Origin of the sequence: Thiocapsa sp. (assembly GCF_011390875.1) — a bacterium.
GTDB lineage: Bacteria > Pseudomonadota > Gammaproteobacteria > Chromatiales > Chromatiaceae > Thiocapsa.
In genome coordinates this window covers 1-19318 of record NZ_JAABRP010000092.1, presented here as the reverse complement: position 1 = coordinate 19318, position 19318 = coordinate 1, and the positions used below count along the sequence as shown (strand labels likewise).

At 63.7% G+C, this 19318-nt stretch carries 16 protein-coding genes; 8 read left to right on the top strand and 8 right to left on the bottom strand.

The features are described 5' to 3' along the window. Both GPT33_RS09295 and purB read left to right on the top strand, forming a co-directional pair. On the top strand, positions 1 to 216 hold a 216-nt coding region (locus tag GPT33_RS09295), incomplete at its 5' end, for a hypothetical protein (RefSeq protein WP_296807794.1). Positions 217 to 226: 10 nt separating this feature from the next. After that, positions 227 to 1594 (top strand): adenylosuccinate lyase, encoded by a 1368-nt coding sequence (gene purB, locus GPT33_RS09290; protein ID WP_363929187.1) that lies wholly within the window; start codon positions 227 to 229, stop codon positions 1592 to 1594. A gap of 221 nt (positions 1595 to 1815) precedes the next feature. Here purB and GPT33_RS09285 read toward each other — a convergent pair whose 3' ends face one another. Beyond that, positions 1816 to 2394 carry an OmpA family protein gene (locus GPT33_RS09285; protein WP_296807788.1) on the bottom strand — a complete coding sequence of 193 codons (579 nt, stop codon included), beginning with the start codon at positions 2392 to 2394 and terminating at the stop codon, positions 1816 to 1818. A 448-nt stretch (positions 2395 to 2842) separates the two neighbouring features. On the opposite strand from GPT33_RS09285, the gene GPT33_RS09280 reads away from it, so the two are divergent. Further along, the gene (locus GPT33_RS09280) at positions 2843 to 3337 is read left to right on the top strand and encodes a hypothetical protein (protein WP_296807784.1); all 495 of its coding nucleotides are present in this window, start codon (positions 2843 to 2845) and stop codon (positions 3335 to 3337) included. Between the two features lie 44 nt (positions 3338 to 3381). Here GPT33_RS09280 and GPT33_RS09275 read toward each other — a convergent pair whose 3' ends face one another. The 4 genes from GPT33_RS09275 to GPT33_RS09260 all read right to left on the bottom strand — a co-directional run bounded on the left by GPT33_RS09275 (position 3382) and on the right by GPT33_RS09260 (position 9086). After that, positions 3382 to 4671, bottom strand: coding sequence for a citrate synthase (locus GPT33_RS09275; protein WP_296807782.1), 1290 nt, complete (start codon positions 4669 to 4671; stop codon positions 3382 to 3384). Between the two features lie 132 nt (positions 4672 to 4803). Further along, complete coding sequence (locus GPT33_RS09270) at positions 4804 to 5787, bottom strand: aldolase catalytic domain-containing protein (protein WP_296807779.1); 984 nt, start codon at positions 5785 to 5787, stop codon at positions 4804 to 4806. A 75-nt stretch (positions 5788 to 5862) separates the two neighbouring features. Then, positions 5863 to 6489, bottom strand: coding sequence for a response regulator transcription factor (locus tag GPT33_RS09265; RefSeq protein WP_296807776.1), 627 nt, complete (start codon positions 6487 to 6489; stop codon positions 5863 to 5865). Then, positions 6486 to 9086, bottom strand: coding sequence for an ATP-binding protein (locus GPT33_RS09260; protein ID WP_296807774.1), 2601 nt, complete (start codon positions 9084 to 9086; stop codon positions 6486 to 6488). The genes GPT33_RS09265 and GPT33_RS09260 overlap by 4 nt, the downstream gene beginning before the upstream one ends. Positions 9087 to 9284: 198 nt before the next feature. On the opposite strand from GPT33_RS09260, the gene GPT33_RS09255 reads away from it, so the two are divergent. After that, a complete protein-coding gene (locus GPT33_RS09255) occupies positions 9285 to 9749 on the top strand; it encodes an RDD family protein (RefSeq protein WP_296807772.1) in 465 nt (154 codons plus the stop codon). 10 nt (positions 9750 to 9759) lie between these two features. On the opposite strand, the gene lptG is transcribed toward GPT33_RS09255, so the two are convergent. Beyond that, a complete protein-coding gene (gene lptG, locus GPT33_RS09250; RefSeq protein ID WP_296807768.1) occupies positions 9760 to 10824 on the bottom strand; it encodes an LPS export ABC transporter permease LptG in 1065 nt (354 codons plus the stop codon). 249 nt (positions 10825 to 11073) lie between these two features. Here lptG and GPT33_RS09245 point away from each other — a divergent pair, with 249 nt between their 5' ends. Further along, on the top strand, positions 11074 to 12573 hold the full coding sequence (locus GPT33_RS09245) for a leucyl aminopeptidase (RefSeq protein ID WP_296807765.1): 1500 nt from the start codon (positions 11074 to 11076) through the stop codon (positions 12571 to 12573). A 134-nt stretch (positions 12574 to 12707) separates the two neighbouring features. Here the strand turns inward: GPT33_RS09245 and GPT33_RS09240 are convergent, their stop codons facing one another. Next, positions 12708 to 13175 carry a PH domain-containing protein gene (locus GPT33_RS09240; protein WP_296807762.1) on the bottom strand — a complete coding sequence of 156 codons (468 nt, stop codon included), beginning with the start codon at positions 13173 to 13175 and terminating at the stop codon, positions 12708 to 12710. Positions 13176 to 13362: 187 nt separating this feature from the next. Here GPT33_RS09240 and GPT33_RS09235 point away from each other — a divergent pair, with 187 nt between their 5' ends. After that, positions 13363 to 14973, top strand: a complete 1611-nt coding sequence (locus GPT33_RS09235; protein WP_296807759.1) for an ATP-binding protein — start codon at positions 13363 to 13365, stop codon at positions 14971 to 14973. Between the two features lie 99 nt (positions 14974 to 15072). Here the strand turns inward: GPT33_RS09235 and GPT33_RS09230 are convergent, their stop codons facing one another. Then, positions 15073 to 15228: a hypothetical protein gene (locus tag GPT33_RS09230; protein WP_296807756.1), complete on the bottom strand. Its 156-nt coding sequence runs from the start codon at positions 15226 to 15228 to the stop codon at positions 15073 to 15075. 329 nt (positions 15229 to 15557) lie between these two features. Between GPT33_RS09230 and GPT33_RS09225 the strand changes: the two genes are divergently transcribed. Both GPT33_RS09225 and uvrA read left to right on the top strand, forming a co-directional pair. Continuing rightward, positions 15558 to 16667, top strand: a complete 1110-nt coding sequence (locus tag GPT33_RS09225; RefSeq protein WP_296807754.1) for a diguanylate cyclase — start codon at positions 15558 to 15560, stop codon at positions 16665 to 16667. 44 nt (positions 16668 to 16711) lie between these two features. After that, positions 16712 to 19318: excinuclease ABC subunit UvrA (gene uvrA / locus GPT33_RS09220; protein ID WP_296807750.1), on the top strand; the 2607-nt coding region annotated here is incomplete at its 3' end.

Here is a 19318-nt window from a genome sequence, read left to right as displayed (position 1 = left end):
GACAACGCCCAATCGCTGGGCCTGACCGGAACCGAGCAGTTCGACATCACCGGGCTGGACAACGCCGAGGCGAAGGCGGTGACCGTCACTGCGACGGCGCCCGACGGGTCGGTGAAGACCTTCAAGGCCAAGGTGCGGATCGATACCCCGAACGAGATCGACTACTACAGGCACGGCGGGATCCTGCCCTACGTCCTGCGTCGGCTCGCGGCCTGATCCGATGGCGATGGATCTCACCGGCCTGACGGCCATCTCGCCCGTCGACGGGCGTTATGGCGCCAAGACGACCGATCTGCGGCCGATCTTCAGCGAATTCGGGTTGATCCGCTACCGGGTGCTCGTGGAGATCCGCTGGCTCCAAACCTTGTCGCGGCACCCCGGAATCCCTGAGGTGCCGGTCTTCTCGGCCGATGCCGACCGGCTGCTCGACAACATCGCCGAGCAGTTCGGCGTCGAGGATGCACAACGTATCAAGGAGATCGAGCGCACGACGAACCACGATGTGAAGGCGGTCGAGTATTTCCTGAAGGAGCAGGTCGCAGCCCATCCGCAAGTCCACGCGGCCAGCGAGTTCATTCACTTCGCCTGTACCTCCGAGGACATCAACAATCTCGCCCACGGGCTCATGTTGAGCGCCGGGCGGGACCATGTCCTGCTGCCCGAGATGGACGCCGTCATTGCGGCCGTTCGGGACTTGGCGCATCGCTATGCCGATCAGCCGATGCTCTCGCGCACCCACGGACAGCCGGCCACGCCGACGACGCTCGGCAAGGAGATGGCGAACCTCGTCCACCGTCTGCGCATCCAGCGCGATCGAGTCGCCGAGGTGACGCTGCTGGGCAAGATGAACGGCGCGGTCGGACACTACAACGCCCATCGCGTCGCCTATCCGGAGGTCGACTGGCCGGGTTTGACCCGCGACTTCGTGGAATCTCTCGGGCTCGCCTGGAACCCCTACACGACCCAGATCGAGCCCCATGATTACATGGCGGAGCTGTTCGACGCGCTGGCGCGCTTCAACACCATCCTGATCGACCTCTCGCGCGACCTTTGGGGCTACATCTCGCTCGGTTATTTCAAGCAGCGTACCGTCGCGGGTGAGGTCGGCTCCTCGACCATGCCGCACAAGGTCAACCCGATCGACTTCGAGAACGCGGAAGGCAACCTCGGGATCGCCAACGCCATCCTCGGACATCTGGCCGCAAAGCTGCCCATCTCGCGTTGGCAGCGCGACCTCACCGACTCCACCGTTCTTCGCAACCTCGGCGTCGGCCTCGCCCACACCAGCATTGCCTTGCAGTCGGCGCTGCGCGGTATCGGCAAGCTCGAAGCCGACCCTGCACGAATGGCGGCCGATCTGGATGCGAACTGGGAGGTCTTGGCCGAGCCGATCCAGACCTTGATGCGCCGCTACGGTGTCGACCGTCCTTACGAGCGGCTCAAAGAGCTGACGCGCGGGCAGCGCATCGGACCCCAAGCGCTGAAGGTCTTCATCGACGGACTGGAGATCCCGGAAGACGCGAAGGCCGAGCTCGCGGCACTGACACCCGCAAACTATCTCGGGGACGCCGCTCGGCTTGCACGCGAAATCTGAGTAGTGGGAGAATAAAAAAGGCCGCTCACGTCGAGACGTGAACGGCCCTCCCATAAGCCCCGGTCGGGGGGATGAGGCTTATTGGACCCTACCGCACCGGTCACGCGAGTGGTCGGTGCGGTTCTAAAACGGGGATGGAGAACTGCGAAGGGATTCAGCGGGGATGCCCGATCCCCGGCGCAAGGCCGGGAGATCGATGCACCCGTCGTGACGGCTGGGCGTCAGTTACCCTCGTACTCGGCAAGGATCTTCACGCGGCGCTGCTGCACCGAGAAGATGTCGTACTCAGGCAGCATGTCGCGCTTGCCCATACTGGTGACGGAGACGATGTCGCTTGAAGGGATACCCTTGCTGACCATGTAGTCGCGAATCGTCTCGGCACGGCGCATGCCGAGGGCCATGTTGTACTCGTCGGAACCCTTGGCATCCGTATGGCCGACGAGCGAGATCTCCTCGCGGGTGTCGGTCGCCTTCACCTGAGCGATGTAGTCGTCGAGACGACGCAGCTCGTCGTCGTTCACGATGTTTTGAATCTCGTACTTGTCGAACTCGAAGTTCAGTCGGACAACGAATTCCTTCGGTACGACGGCCTTCACGCAGGGCTCCAGATCGTTGGGGCCGTGCAGACTCTGCCAGCACTCGCCGTAGCTGGTTACCCAAGCCGTTCCTTCGGGCTGGGCAGACCAGAAATGCTCGTAATTGTAATCGGCTTGGACGGACAGCGGAGCCGCCATTGTTACGGCCATCGCGAGCGGAGCAGCAAGCGCGGCCAGCCTTGAGGTCTTTTTCTGTTTGCGCATCTTTATTGTTTCCTGTTCGGGTGGATGGATGATGATTCTAACGTCGACGTTGACCGAAGGCGGAGAACATGTCTGGAAAAAGCAACATCATCGTAGGTGAATCGCTTGTTCGCCGCGGGTCTGTCGCCGTTGGCCTGCTCATCGGTTCAAGAGTGCGCGCGGACGGCATAGACAGACCGCACTTGGGACAACGACATTTTAGCCTACAACAGGCACAAAAGTGCAACTTTTTTCAGTGCGCGAAACATATTTGCAACGACCGCTGCCAGAATACCACATCAACCCAATGCATATCGAGGACCGAGCCGCGCAGCCACGTTGCATGCGCACGGCCGCACACCCCTGTTGTTATTTCGCAACTGCCTCTTTCGGGCACCCGGCAACGTGATTTTTCAGCTCGACACGGACAGTACGAATGCCGCGGCGAGACCGCTCGGAGCTCCGCGGCATGAAACAACCTCAACCACCTCACGGCCCGCGATTACTGGAAACGCGTCGCGAGATTCGTGACGCCGGGATTGTGGTCGCACAGGCGGCGCGCCGCGAGCTGCTCGTGTTCGACCGCACCCTGGATCTCGATCTCTACAATACGCACGCGTTTATCGAGGCCGCGAAGAGGCTCGCACTCGCACGCCCGAACACGCCCGTACGTGCACTCCTGAGCCATCCGGAGCAAGGGCTTAAGACCGGAAATCAGATCGTCGGGCTCGCGCAGCGACTGACCTCGAGGATCGCGATTCGCCGTCTGGCCGACGTCCCGAGTCGTCCCGATGCCTTTCTGATCAGTGACGAGCGTGCGTACCTCAAGCGACCCGACGCCGAAGGCGGCGAAGGCATTCTCGACATGCACGGCCGAATGGAGGCCCGTCGCCTGCGGGCCGACTTCGAGCAGATGTGGGAGCACGCCGAGGTCGACGCCGAGCTACGACGCCTTCATCTGTGACGGCGCATCGGTTCTCGAGCCGCGGCCCACCTCGCTCGCCCGCACTAGCGCCGCTCGCTCAACAGCACGCGGTCCGTCTCTTCGGGTCCGACATAGATCTGACGCGGCCGGGCAATCTTATTGCCGGGCGTCTGCTCCTGCTCCCACCAGTGGGCGATCCAACCGGGAAGTCTCCCGATCGCGAACATGACCGTGAACATATTCACCGGAATCCCGATCGCGCGCAGAATGATACCGCTGTAAAAGTCCACGTTGGGATAAAGCTGGCGATCGACGAAGTAAGGATCTTCAAGCGCGATCTCCTCGAGCCGACGTGCGATATCGAGCAGCGGATCCTTGACGCCGAGCTGCGGCAAGAGCCGCTCGGCGATTTTCGCCAGCATCCGCGCGCGCGGGTCGAAGTTCCGATAGACGCGGTGCCCGAAACCCATCAGCCGGACCTTGCTGTCTTTGTCTTTGGCCAGGCGCACATAGTCGTCCGGGGTCATCTGTCCCTGGTGGATCTGCTCGAGCATCTCCAGCACCGCAACGTTCGCTCCGCCGTGCAACGGACCCCACAGCGCGCAGACGCCTGCCGCACAGGAGGCGAAGAGATTGGCCTGGCTCGAGCCGACCATGCGCACCGTCGAGGTCGAACAGTTCTGCTCATGATCGGCGTGCAGCAACAGGATCAGGTTGAGCGCGTCTCGAACGATCGGCTCGCAGACATAATGCTCGTAGGGCTGCGAGAACATCATGTGCAGAAAGTTCGGAACGTATCGCAGTTTGGGATCCGGGTAGATGTACGGCAGCCCCCTGGAGTGGCGATAGGCGTAAGCGGCGATGGTGCGGATCTTACTGATGAGGCCGGCCGCAGCGATCCGCACCGAATCCTTGTCCTGGAGCTCGAAGATCTCCGGATGAAAACAGGACAGGGCATTGATCATAGCCGAGAGGATGGCCATCGGCGGCGCCGCACGCGGGAAACCCTCGAAGTGATGCTTCATCCCCTCGTCGAGGTTGGCGCACCCGGTCAAATCAGCAGCAAAGGTGTCGTATTCCTCCGGGGTCGGAAGATGGCCGAAGATCAGGAGCCAGGCGACCTCGACGAAGTTCGGCGCGTCCTCGAACTGCTCGATCGGAATACCCCGATAGCGCAGAATCCCCTGCTCGCCGTCGATAAAGGTGATGGCGCTTCGGCAACTCCCGGTATTGCCGTATCCGGGATCGAGTGTGATCAGACCCGTTTCCGCGCGCAGGTTTCGGATATCGATTGCGCGCTCCCCCTCCGTCCCCTCGATGATCGGAAAACGATAGGTGGCGTCGCCCACGGTCAAGGTCGCTTCGTTGGACATGACATCCTCCAAGGGATGAGGGGGAATTAACGCGGATCGGTGTTCGGGCGGTGCAGTTGGCGCCTGCCTCCTGCCGCCTGTTATGAGCTATCAGCTATCAGCTGGCGGCTGGTAGCTGCCGACTGACGACCGTCAGATCTCCGAGACGACCTTATCGTAAAACGTCAGATAGTCATCCGGTGTCGCGCCCTCGCGCCACTCGATCGCGGAGCGTGGGTGTTGATTGAGCTGTCCGGTGATGTTGTACGGAACCGACGGTCCCCAATCCAGCTCCTTGCGCAGCGGCAACATCCTGTTTTGGATGACTTCAATGATGGGGCGGACATTGAACTTGGGGTTGCGCAGGAAACCGAGCAGCAGTTCGGTATGGCAGTTCCCGGCGCCGCGGCCGAAGCCGAAGATCGTCGAGTCGACCCGGTTGCAGCCCAGGATGATGGCCTCGATGGTATTGGCGAAGGCCAATTGGAGATTGTTGTGTGCGTGGATGCCGATTTCCTTCCCGGTGCCTTCAAGTGCCGCAGTGTACTTTCGGTAGAGCCGGTCGATCTGCTCACGGTAGAGATAGCCGAAGCTGTCGACGATGACCATGGTGCTGGCCGGGGTCTCCGCGATCGCCTCGAGCACGGTATCGATCTCGGTCTCGGTAATGTTCGAGACAGCCATCAGGTTGGCGGTGGTCTCGTACCCGAGCTCGGTCGCGTGGCGGATCATGTCTACCGCCTCGGACACCTGATGGGCGTAGAAAGCGACACGGATCATCGAAAGGACGCTCTCGCTCGCGGGCTGGATCTGGGTTTGCCAATCGCTCTTTCCGGCATCCGCCATCACCGCCAGCCTGAGTCCGGTGGCCTCGGCGTCGTGGTCACCGACCACGCGGCGCAAATCGGCCTCGTCGCAATGGCGCCAAGGACCGAACTTGTCCTTCGGGAAGACACGCGGCGAGTTCTTGTAGCCAATCTCCATGTAGTCGATGCCCGCGTCGATACAGGCGTGATAAAGCGCCGTGACGAAGTCATCGCCGAACTGGTGGGCGTTGACGAGCCCCCCGTCGCGAACGGTGCAATCGAGCACCTTAAGCTCGGGTCGGAAGGTAATCCAGGGGGCCTTTTCGGACATCAAACATGCTCCGGAGAATCATTGAAGATCGGCCATTTTGAGGCTCCGACGACTTCTGAGCAAACCTCTCCGATCTCAGCGCACGGCAGGCCCGTCCGCCGCCGCAAGCAGGGCCATCCGTACCAGCTCCGCAAGGGAGTCGGCACGCATCTTTTCCATGACCCGGGCGCGATGTGCCTCGACCGTCTTGGCGCTCACACCGAGTGCGGCGGCGATGTCTTTGTTCGACTTGCCGTCCGTGACCATCGCCATGACCTCATGCTCGCGCGGCGTGAGCTCCGCGAGTCGTGCCGCGATATCGGCGCGCGCCGCCTGGCCGGCTCGCTGTCTTTGATCGTCGTCGAGTGCGCGCCGAATGCTGCGCAGCAGATCTTCGTCGTGAAACGGTTTCTCGATGAAGTCGATCGCTCCCGCCTTCATCGCTTTCACGGCCATCGAAACGTCGCCGTGCCCGGTAATCAAGATCACCGGCAGACGATAACCCTCGCGCGCCAGATAACTCTGCAGCTCCAGCCCACTCATTCCGGGCATCCGCACATCGAGCAGCAGGCAGCCGGCGCGCCCCGGATAGTAGCTGGCGAGAAAGACGTCGGCCGACTCGTAGGTCTGGACCGACATGCCGGTCGATTCGATCAGCCACTTCAGAGAGGTTCGCATAGCTTGGTCGTCATCGACGACGAAGACGGTTGCGTCGGTGGTCATGTCAGGCTCTCCAAGAGCTCGGATTCACTCGCAGCCGTCGCTTCGGGCGCATCGGCCTGCGCGAGGGGCAGCGAGACGTAAAAGATCGAGCCCTGTCCGGGCTCGGATTCGGCCCAGATGCGGCCCTCGTGATTCTCTACGATGGTCTGGCTGATCGCCAAACCCATGCCCATGCCGCCCTCCTTGGTTGTAAAGAAAGGATGGAAGAGATGCAGAATACGGTCTGCAGTGATGCCCGGGCCGGTATCTTCGACCTCGACGATGGCCTGATCGGCCTCAACCCGGGTCCGAATACGCAGACGACGACGGTCCTCGGGCGACTCCTGCAGGGCGTCGATCGCATTGCGAACCAGGTTCAACAGCACCTGCTCGATCTGGACCAGGTCGACGTTGACCGGAATCGGGTGCGCGCCGGGATCCACCTCGATCTGTAGAGCCAGTCGAGTGGTCTCGAACTCGACGAAGGAGCACACCTCGCGCACCAGATGATTCAGATCGGCGTCGGTGCGGATCGGCGGCTGCTTGCCGACCAAGGCACGCAGGCGACGAATGATCTCACTCGCCCGTTGGGCCTGCACCGTGATTTGGCCCATGGCACCGACCAGATCCTCGGTCTTGGACGAGGCGCTCTGCAGACGGCGACTACAGCCGTTGGCATAGTTGACGATTGCCGAGAGCGGCTGATTGAGCTCGTGCGCCATGCCGGTCGCCATCTCGCCCATGGTGCTGAGTCGGCACACATGCACCAGCTCGGCCTGATGCTGACGGGCCTCCTGCTCGGCGCGGCGCACCGCGGTGATGTCGCGGGCATAGATGTTGAGATAACCGAGATCTCGGATGGGCGCGAACAGCAGCGAATAAACCTGCCCCGCGATCTCCTGCTCCCGCTCTTGGGGCTCGCCGCTTTCGAGCGCAACGGCGATCTCTTCGCGCCAATCCTCCGGCAGGCACTCGCCCGGCTCGGCACCCCAGGCCTGCAGCAAGGGACGACTGGCACGATTGGCATACACGATCAGACCCTCGCCCGTCACCCGCAGGATCGGATTCGGGCTCTCGCTGGCAAACCGCGCGAGGCTCTTGATCTCGCGCTCGGCCTGCTTGCGCGCCGTAATGTCATGGATGTAAAGGGTATAAAAGCGCTCGGACTCCAAGTCGATCGGTACGATCGAGATCTCCACCGGGATCTCCGAACCATCCGAGTGCTGCGCGACCAGCTCGCCCCGCCCTTGGGGCTCGCGATGAAGGTGGCGCGAGCGGTCGAGAAGACGCTGAAAGGCCGGGCGCGCGATCTCGGGCAGAAAGCGCTCGGCAAAGACGGTCCCCGTGGCCTCGCCGCGATCGAGCCCCAACACGCGCTCCGCCGACGGATTGAGCTCGATGATCCGACCGCCATGGTCGAGCGTTACGATCGCATCCAGCGACGCCTCCATGACAGCCGCTTTGAGCGCCTCGCTCTCGCGCATTTCGGCTTGATGCTTGATGCTCATCTCCTCGCGCGCCTTGAGCACCAGCTGCGTGAAATGCTGGATCCATTCCTCGAGCAGGAGCAATTGATTGCCGCCGCGATGAAACCCGGGCTCCGGAATACCGAGCGCCCGTTGGGAAAATCGCGTCATGCGCTTCAGTACCGCGTTCAGTCGCGACGACACCAGATAGATGACCGCGGTGAACACCAGAATGTAGACGGCGGCGGCAATCCCGCGCTGCCGGCGCTCGAAGATGCGGACATGCCGCGACATCTTCTCGACCGCGGCATGCGGGACAAAGGTCGCAAACAGGACGTTCGAATCGGAACCCTCGTACTCCGCCATGGACTGGGAGGTGACCAGATAGCTCCCGGACCATTCCGAGAGCAGGCTTCCGGGTGTCAGCATCTGCGAGTCGACGCTCGCGACGATCCGCTGGTCGGCCCCGTCCACCAACGCCGCCGCGGCGCGCCCGACATAGACGCCGCGTTGGGACGAGGCCAGAAAGGCATCATCCACGGGCACCAGAACCACCAGATGTCCCATCGCGTAGCCACCGGCGTCCTCGACAGCATCGCTGCTGAGCAAGTAGAGTTTGTCGTCGAACCGCTCGATGACCGATCGCACATCACGCACGTTGAGCAAGCGGGTCGGGATTCGGGTCGCAATCTCCTCGGGAAGCGGATCGTTGCCGGATTGGAAGACCTCTCGAATCCGACCCTGGGGGTCGGTCAGCAGAACATGACTCGGGGAGCTCAGCGCCTCGCGCTCGAAGAAATCCGGGAGCCAATGCGGACGAAACTCCTTGTAGACGACGGGAACGGCGGTGTCGTCTTCGAACCAGAACAGCGGCTCGAGATATTCGGAAAGGCGCCGGTGGTTGGCGAGCAGGCGCGTGGTCGCTCCATAGTTGGAGAGATAACGGTCGAAGCGAATCAGGCTCTCGCGTGCACGCTGGTCGAGCTGCGCTTGGAGCTCCTGCTCGAAGATCTTGTCGACCTGACGGCTTTGCACCTGATCGAGAAGCCCCCATACCGCCAGCCCCACGGCAAGGCCGACGAGGATCGCGATCACGGGCATGGGTACGCGCCGCAGCAAGACGAACAGGATGGATTTGACGGAGTGCCGCATTAAACCGCGTCCAGAGCGACATGCTCATTTTCGAGAAAGCTCGACGTTTGGTGCATCCAAAACCCTCAGCGGGGACGCGGTTTAAAATGAAATTCTTGAATATGTTAAACCGCGTCGAGTCCGACGGTCGTCACGTCTGCCGGGGCCGATCCCATCCAAAAACATCGCAAACCGCGCCGGGCGCGGTTCAAGGACACCATGGACCTCGACATCAGCCTTGCCAAGACCCCTTCCCTGCTGCGCCGCATCGGGGCATTGCTCTATGACAGCGTGCTGCTGCTCGGCGTTCTAATGTTCGCGGTCATGCTGGTCGTCATTCCCTACACCAGCCTCACCGGCGCCTCGCCGAACGAGCACCCGCTCCATCTTGCCCTGATGCAGGTCTACTTGGCGATCGTGATCTGCGGGTTCTATGTCTACTTCTGGACCCACGGCGGTCAGACCCTCGGCATGCGCGCCTGGCGGTTTCGCGTGATCCGCGACGACGGCGAAAACCTGAACACAGGCGACGCGCTCAAGCGATTCGGCTGGGCCCTGTTGAGCCTCTTGCCGGCCGGACTCGGCCTCTGGTGGAGCCTGATCGACCGAGACGGTCTGGCCTGGCACGACCGCCAATCGCAGACTCGGCTGGTGATGCTGCTGCGATCCGGGAAGAAACCCTGAGTCGCTGTCCCTATCCCACCCGACGAAGCAAGAACAGAGCCCCGGTGATGAACAACAACGGCGGCATGATCGCCGCAACCAGCGGGTCGAGCCCGAACAGCAGCGCGACGAAAGCAAAGGTGCGGCTGACCAAGTAATAGAGGATGCCGACCAAGACGCCGACGAAGATGCGCGGACCGAGCCCCGTGGTGCGCGCCGAGCCGAGGATGATCGGAATCGCTACAAAGATCATCGAAAGCGTCAGGACCGGGTGCAACACCTTACCCCAGAAGGCGACCTCGTAGGGTCCGGCATCCTGCTTATTGAGCGTCATGAAGCGGATGTACTTATAGAGTCCCCAGACCGGCAGCACCTGCGGATCCACGACCACGACCTTGAGCAGCCCCGGATCCAGCATTGAGCTCCATTCGGCCCGCTCCGTGCGCTCCACCTCGACCCCCGCAGCACTTACCCGGCTGCGTGCGATGTCTTCCAGCACCCAACCGGCCTCGCTGTAACGCGCACCGGCCGCGTGGGTTGCGACCAGCGAGCCTGCTTCCGCGTCCACCTGGTAGATGAAGATGTCGCGCAGACGCGTCGGCGAGGCGATCTCGCGGATGTTGACATAGGCACGACCGTCGATTGCCCAAAAGCCGTACGGGGTCTGCTGGGCAACATCGCCCGAGAGCGCTTGACGGCGTAGTTCCAGGCCGCGTTGCTCCGCAACCGGCGCGATGACCTCCCCGACGACCACCGCGAGTGCCGCCAGCAGCAGACCGCCGAGTAGGCCGGCCCGAATGATCCGCGCCACCGAGAAGCCGGCGGCCCGCATCGCCACCAGCTCCGAGCGGCTCGCCAAGGCTCCGAGGCCGATCAGGGCGCCGATGAGAGTCGCGATGGGAAAGACCTGATAGGCATAGCGCGGCAGGCTCAGCGCCATGAACGCCAGCGCATCCGCCAGGCCGTAACCATCGACTCCGACGGCGTCGATCTCGTCGGCGAGGATAAAAAAGCCGAGGAGCGGCAACAGAACCGCAAGCGTGAGCAGCGTGCCACCGATGACCGCGCCCGCGAGATAGCGCTCGAGGATGATCATGAGGCCAGACCCGCCACCTCGACCCGTGCGGCGCTCACCCGCGCGAGGGAAACGCCTCGTCGATGCGAAGCCGACGCGACGCGTCCGAGGCCCTCGAGCGTGCGGGCTTCGACCGAACGGTTTCTTCCGGTAGACTCGTAGTTCGACATCAAAAGCACCAGATCCGTGAACGGCCGACGGTCGGCAACGCGTCGCGACCGACCGGCCCGGAAACCGCTCTCACCCTGGCCCTCCAAGAGGAGTCCGACGATGGAATTCAGAATCAAGACCGGCGAGATCGCTCAACTCAAGACGCCCTGTATCCTGATCGGGATCTTCGAGGGGCGCAAGCTCGCCGGGCCGTCCGCCACGCTCGATACCGCCACGGGCGGGCGCCTGTCCGAGCTCCTGAAGAAAGGGGACATGGACGGTCGGCTCGGCGGCACACTCATGCTCTACGACCTGCCCGGCCTAGCCAGCGAGCGGGTCCTCGTGGTCGGATGCGGCAAACACAAGGAGTTCGGGCGCGAAAACTATCGCAAGGCACTGATCGGCGCCCTGGCCGCGCTCCAGCAGACCCATGCAGGCGCCGCACTCTGCACCTTGCCCGAGCTCGGTCCGGACGGGCTCGACCTCTACGCCGCCGTGCGCGACCTCGTCACCACCGCCGAGGACAAGACCTATCGCTACACCCTGACCAAGAAGGACGACAAACAGGCACCCAAGACACCGCTGAAGCGGCTCGACGTCTGGCTCTCCGAGAAGGCCGACGCGCAGAGTGCCGAGCAGGCGATTCAACACGGCAGCGCCATCGCGGCCGGCATGGCCCTGTCCAAAGAACTCGGGAACCTGCCCGGCAACATCTGCACACCGACCTATCTGGCCGAGAAGGCGCTGGAGCTCGGCGAGCGCTACGAGCGTCTGGAGACCGAGATCCTCGAAGAGGCCGACATGGAGGAGCTCAAGATGGGCGCGCTCCTCTCGGTCTCGCGCGGGAGCCGCCAGCCGGCGAAGCTGATCGTCATGCACTACCGCGGCGGCGAGCCCGACGCCAAACCGGTCGTGCTGGTCGGCAAAGGTCTCACCTTCGATACCGGCGGCATCTCGATCAAGCCGGCCGCCGACATGGACGAGATGAAATACGACATGTGCGGCGGCGCCGGCGTCTTCGGGACCATGCTTGCCGCCTGCGAGCTGGGCCTGCCCATCAACCTCGTCGGCGTCGTCCCCTCGTCCGAGAACATGCCTGACGGCGACGCCAACAAACCCGGCGACATCGTCACCAGCATGTCCGGCCAGACCATCGAGGTCCTCAACACGGATGCCGAAGGCCGCCTCATCCTCTGCGATGCCCTCACCTACAGCGAGCGCTTCGACCCGGAGCTCGTGATCGATCTGGCCACGCTGACCGGCGCCTGCGTGATCGCCCTCGGCAAGCATGCCTCCGGCCTTTTCACCACCGACGATCATCTCGCCGAGGAGATCCTCGCGGCCGGCCAAGCCGCCGCCGATCGCGCCTGGCGCATGCCCTTGTGGGACGACTACCAGCAGCAGCTCGACACCAACTTCGCCGACATGGCCAACGTGGGCGGGCGCGAGGCCGGCGCCGTCACCGCCGCTTGCTTCCTTGCGCGCTACACCAAGGCCTATCGCTGGGCACACCTCGACATCGCCGGCACCTCCTGGCTGAGCGGCAAGGAAAAGGGCTCGACCGGACGACCTGTCGCCTTGCTGACCCAGTTCCTGCTCCGGCGCGTTAGTGGTCAGTAAATCGACCACCGACACGGGAGACGCCGTTCAGAGTTCTCTCTTTTTATTCTGAACCGCGTCAGGGACGACGTCGCTGGTGACCTCGACGCCCAACCCCGGTCAAACCGGATCATGGGCTGCGGACGCGGTTCAGTTCAGAGACGTTTTATGAGCTCGCGCAGTCGATTCGGGTTCGGCAGGCCGCGGACGATCAGCTCCGGATCGTCCCCGGAGGTGTAGATCTTGATGTCGCCGGCATTCAGGATGCGTTGAAGGAGGCTTTGATGGAGTCGCACCGTGCGCACCGAGGAGAGCTTGATCTCGGTGTAGCTCTTGCTCAGCAGACCGTGGGTCCAGACCAGCTCGTCGTCGCGGATGACGAGATGGTCGGAGCGGGTGGCCAACCACCAGATGCAAAGCTGCAGCAAGGCGAGTCCGGCGACGACGAGACCCGAGATCTTGACAATCCGCTCGTCGAGCGGCTCGGGCAGGGCAACCGGGATCAACACCGGACCCATGACGGCAAACAGGATCCCCGCAAACAACAGGATGATCATCAATGGGGTCGAAAAGGGACGAATCCGCAACATCGAGGGATGAGCGTCGTAATGAATCTCGGACATCGGCATCTCCTGTCTTTTTGCCTGGAGGATCGGTCGACATGTCTCGTCGCCGCGTCCCGCACGACCTGAGCACGAGATCACCCCGTGCAGGCAGGGTTACTATACCCAGAGCAGCGGGATATTTCGCGCGATTGCACGTCGCCGGGCCCCGGACGCCACACCGCCTCTCAGGACGACAAGCCTCCTCATGACGCCCTTCTCGTTGTTGCGGACCTCGTCGGGTCCGGTCCGCTCGCGGCTCCTGCGCGACCTCGTGCTGCTGGTGCTCCTGACCGTAGGCCTGTTGGTGGCCATCAATATCCTCCTGATCAACCTCATCAAGGAGGATCTAGCCGAAAACCGCATTGAGGCCGCAACCGCACTGGTTCGCGACGAGGTTCGCGGTCTCCTGGTGCCGGTCGAGCAGCAGCTGCTGATCATTCGCGACGGTCTCGCCGCCGCCGGTCTGACCCCGGCCGACGAGGGCGCCTTGAATCAGCGCCTGGCTCCGATCCTTGCGCACATGGGCCAGATTGCCGGCGCGATCGATGCCTCGGCCGACGGCGCCGAATATTTTCTGCGCCGCGACGGCAACGGCTGGATGAGCCGCCTGCGGGATCCCGGAACGGGACAGCCGCTGCGAATCACCCGCTGGGACGCCGAGCTGCGTCCGCAGGAGACGCGTGAAGAGGCAAGCGAGCACGATCCGCGCACACGACCCTGGTTCAGCGCGGCGGCCGACCGACCCGGAACCCTGCTCTGGACCCGACCCTATGTCTTCGAGTCGACCCAAATCCCCGGACTCACGGCATCCTTGGGTTGGATGCAGTCAGGCCAGGTGCGGGTCACCGCCCTGGACGTCACCATTCAGACCATCGTCGAGAGCATCGAGCGACACGCCGTCGCCGCCGAAGGACGCGGCTTCCTCTTCAGCGGGGCGGGCGGCGTCTATGTTCCCGAGGACAGCGCACGCGCACCGGATCCGGAACAGGCCAGCGGCTTCTTTTCGGCCCATCTCACACCCGGCGGACCCCTGGCATTCGACGCCGTGTCGGCCTGGAATCAGGCGGACCGACCGTCGCAGGGTTTGATCCGTTTCACCAGCTCGGGCGTTCAGTGGTGGGGCGGCTTCAGACCGCTGACCGAGGACCTCTCGGGCGGCTGGGCAGGCGTCGTCCTTCCCGTCTCCGAGACCCTCGCGATTCTCCGGAGCCGGTGGCATATCGTTGCCCTCACCGTGCTGGGCATCCTGATGGCAAGCCTGGGCATGACGACACTCGTGGTGCGCAAGTACCACCGCCAGCTGCGCGACATGCCCAAACTGAGCATCGACCGGCGACGCGCCGAGGGTGATCTGCGCGAGCTGATCGCCTCGGGCGAAAGTACACATCTGGAGTTTAAATCGACCATGCGCATGAACCTGCACAGCAAGGTGACGGGTCGGGAGATCGAGATGGCGTGGCTGAAGGCCGTAGCGGCCTTTCTGAATTCGGAAGGCGGAATACTGTTGCTCGGGGTATCGGATAGCGGGACGGTGCTGGGATTAGAGGCCGATAAATTCGAGAACGACGACAAGTGCAGGTTGCACTTTAAGAATCTGCTGAACCACCACATCGGGGCCGAGTATGCGCGGTTTGTGCGCTTTGACCTCTATGAACTGGATGGTCTGCGCGTTGGAGCGGTCGAGTGCGAGCGCGCGGACACACCGGCCTTCCTGCACGACGACAAGAACCGCGAGTTGTTCATTATCCGCAACGGTCCGTCGAATATCGAGCTGCCGATTAGTCGTGCGCTCAAGTACATTCGAAGCCGGTTTTGATTTGAAGATGAGAATGACGAGTGGTGTAGCTCGACGAAGTCGCCGGCCGGGGCCGGAAATGTTCCCCGCCCGACCGGCTGTTATTGCGCCGGAGTCGGATTAGAGCTGCCGAATCGAGGTCGGGTAGGCTGCGGAGGTTCCGCTGTCCTTGTTCTTGTCCTTGGTGCAACCTTCGCCGGCCTGGGCGGTCATGAGGGAGCCGGCGACCAGCATGGCACCAAGGAGGGCTGCAGTAGCAAGGGTGGAGAGGCGCATGGACATTGTCGTAAATCCTCGGTTTGTGGATAGGGATGGTGGGGCTCGGAGGGCGTTCAGCCCGCTCTGCCCGACGGGATCGTATCTAGGGGCATCCGAGTCGAGCACAAGCCTCGACCAAGCGCGCCGTGACGCGGAATAACTATCGAGTTTTCAGGGAAATCAGCTCGCCCGTGCGATTGATCCGTCGATGCAAGTCCTCACCCGAGCCGCCGAGGCCGGACGGACGCTATGTGCGCTGCGGCAGATAAGGCACGGCCCTGATCGCCTTAGAATAGACGCCTTGCAACCATCGCACACCACACGAGCCGTCACCGGAGCCTTCGGACATGAAGAAGAAGGATGTCGACTTGCCTGACCCCATCGAGCTGCGGGGATTCAATCGAACGCTGGCGGAGATCGAATGGCTCTTGTTGGTGCTCGTGTTGGTCTATCTGGTGCTCCCGGAGGAGCCCGTCGAGCAGACCTTGGGCATCGCCGCCGCGATCGCGGTGTTCGCCGTGTTCATCTTGGGCTTTCGCTACCTGAACCTCTTCACCCTGCCGGCACGCTGGAAGCTCACGATCGAAACCTGGGCCATGTTGGCCTTCACCGCCTTCGTGGTCTGGCACACGGGCAAGGTCGACAGCCCGCTGATCAGCCTCTTCCTGCTGGTCATCGTCTTCAGCGCCCTCACGCTCGGCAAGCTGATGACACTCCTCGAGGTGGCCCTCATCGCCAGCTTCTATCTCTTCGCCGGTTACACGGCCGCGGGAACCGATCTCTTCGCCTATTCGACCTTCAGCCGTCTGATGCTGCTGTTCGCGCCCGTCGCCTTGGTCGCCTATGTCACCTCGCTGATCGCCTCCGACATGAGCTTCTCGCGCACCTTCGTGCAACGCCTCTCGGAGACCGACGAGCTCACCGGGCTGCCGAACATGCGCGCCTTCTCGGTCGCGCTCAACCGTCACAGAGACTCCGCCGTGATGCGTGACCGGCCTTTCGGTCTCATGATGGTCGACGCGGACAACCTGAAGGAGGTCAACGATCACTACGGGCACGGCGTCGGCAACCAGGTCATCCGCGCTGTAGCCGACGGGATCCGCCGAAGCATTCGCAGCGCGGACCTGGTCGCGCGCTACGGCGGGGACGAGTTCATTCTGCTGCTGCCCGATACCACCGAGCAGGCGGCGCACGAGGCCGCGGAGCGGATTCGCATGATGGTGGCCAGCACGCTGATCGATACCGGCAAAGATGCGGTGACCACGACGGTCAGCATCGGCTACGCCACCTATCCGAGCATGGCCACCGAAGTCGACGACCTGATGGTCCGCGCGGACGAGGCGCTTTATGCCAGCAAACGCGCCGGACGCAACCGTGTCTTTGCATTCAGCGAGATCTCCGAGACGGCCCGCGTCCCGCACGACGATCCGGACTCCCCTCGAACGCCTTTCGCCTAACGAGATTCGTTGAACCCCGAGAGTCAGATCGAGCCAAGACACCAATGCGAGAGCCCAATCGGCAAGGGGATCGGATCCGTCTGCGCGGGGTGCGCCAAAACAACCTCAAGGACATCGATCTCGACCTGCCCCTCAACGCACTGATCGTCGTGACCGGAGTCTCGGGCTCCGGCAAGTCGTCGCTCGCCTTCGACACGCTCTATGCCGAAGGACAGCGGCGCTATGTCGAGACCTTCTCGCCCTATGCGCGCCAGTTTCTCGATCGGATGGACCGCCCGGCGGCCGACCGCATCGAGGGCATCCCGCCCGCGATCGCCATCGACCAGACCAATCCGGTGCGCACCTCGCGCTCCACCGTCGGCACCATGACGGAGCTGAACGACCATCTGAAGCTCCTCATCGCCCGCACCGCCCGGCTCTTCTGTCGCGGGTGCGGTCGGGAGGTTCGGCGCGATACGCCCGAGGGGATTTGGGAGCACTTGGTCGCGTTGCCGGAGGCCGCCGACCGGAACGTCTCGATCGCCTTCGGCGTGCCGGTGCCGGCATCGCTGGACGTCGATGCGGTGAAGACCTTGCTCGCCCAACAGGGCTACATCCGGATCCTGTCGGAGGACGCGACCGCCATCGAAGTGATTCAAGACCGCCTGCGCCTCACCGCCGAGCACCGCGGCCGCGCGATCGAGGCGCTCGAGACCGCACTCGCCCGCGGTCACGGGCGCGTCCGGGTCTATCCGCTCGACGCCGATCGGCAGCCCGGTCCGCCCTGGCGCTTCTCGGCCGATCTGCATTGCGCCGACTGCGACATCGCCTATGCGGATCCGACGCCGAGCCGCTTCTCCTTCAACTCGCCCGTCGGCGCCTGTCCGACCTGTCGGGGTTTCGGACGCACCATCGGGATCGACTGGTCGCTGGTCGTCCCGGATCCGTCCAAATCACTGCTCGAGGGCGCGATCAAGCCCATCCAGTCCGACAGCTATTCGGAGATCCAGGAAGACCTGATGGGTTTCGCGCACCGCCGCGGCATCCCGACCGATCTGCCCTGGCGCGATCTCACGGAGGCCGATCGCGCCTGGATCATCGAAGGCGACGGCGAGTGGGAGACCGGCGTCTGGTACGGGTTGCGCCGCTTCTTCGCCTGGCTCGAAGGGCGCAGCTACAAGATGCATGTGCGCGTGCTGCTCTCGCGCTACCGCGCCTACGATGTCTGCACCGCCTGCGACGGGGCCAGACTCACCGACGAGGCGCTGGATTGGCGGGTCGGGGACAAGGCGCTCGCGGATCGGGCACTAGCACCAGAGCGCCGCTTCCGGCACGGGCGCATCGGGATGGACGAGGCGAGCTGGCACGCACTCCCCGGCCTGTGCATCCATGACCTGATGCGCCTGCCCTTGAGCGCCTGCCGCGACTTCTGCGACGCGCTGCCGCTGGATCCGGCGTTGGATCTGCTGATCGACGGCATCCGCTCGCGCCTGCGCTATCTCTGCGAGGTCGGGCTCGGCTATCTGACCCTGGACCGCCAGTCGCGCACCCTCTCGGGCGGCGAGGTGCAGCGCATCAACCTGACCACGGCGCTCGGCAGCACCTTGGTCAACGCGCTCTTCGTGCTGGACGAGCCCAGCATCGGCCTGCATCCGCGCGACATGGATCGGATCGTGGCCATCCTGCGGCGACTGCGCGACCAAGGCAACTCGCTGGTGGTCGTCGAGCACGACCCGCAGGTGATGTGGGCCGCCGATCGGATCATCGACATCGGCCCCGGACCGGGCGAGCAAGGCGGGCGCATCCTCTTCGAGGGGCCGCCGGCGGAGCTGATCCGCACGCCCGGATCGCTCACCGGCGACTATCTGGCGGGTCGGCGACAGGTCGCCGCCGGCCACCCGGCCAATCCGCCGGCACCCGACGGCCCGCGGATCCGCATCCGCGGCGCCCGCGCCCACAACCTCAAGGGGATCGATGTCGAGATCCCGCTGCACCGCCTGACGGTGATCACGGGCGTCTCGGGATCCGGCAAGTCGACCCTGGTGCAGGAGGTCCTCTACAACGCACTCTGCCAGCGCAAGGGCCATCCCGACGAGCCGCCGGGCGAACACGCGGGGATCGACGGAGACAGCCTGATCGCCGATGTCGTGCTGCTCGATCAATCGAGTATCGGCCGGACCTCGCGCTCCAACCCGGCGAGCTATGTCGGCGCGCTCGACGTGCTGCGCAAACGCTTCGCCGCCCTGCCGCTTGCCAAGGAGCGCGGCTACACCGCCGGCACCTTCAGCTTCAACAGCGGGACCGGCCGCTGTCCGACCTGCGGCGGCAACGGCTACGAGCATCTGGAGATGCAGTTCCTCGCCGATGTCTATCTGCGCTGTCCGGACTGCAACGGCCGGCGTTATCGCGCGCCGGTGCTGGAGGTCGAGATCGGCGCCCGGCCCGGCGAGCCCGGACGCTCCATCGCCGACGTGCTGGAGATGACGGCGACCGAGGCACTCGCCTGCTTCGCCGACGACGTCGATCTCAAGCGCGCGCTGGAACCCTTGCTCGCGGTTGGGCTCGGCTATCTGCGGCTCGGCCAGCCGGTGCCCACACTCTCGGGCGGCGAGGCCCAGCGGCTCAAGCTCGCCGGTCATCTCGCCAAATCCGGTCGGGGCAAGGCGCGCGAC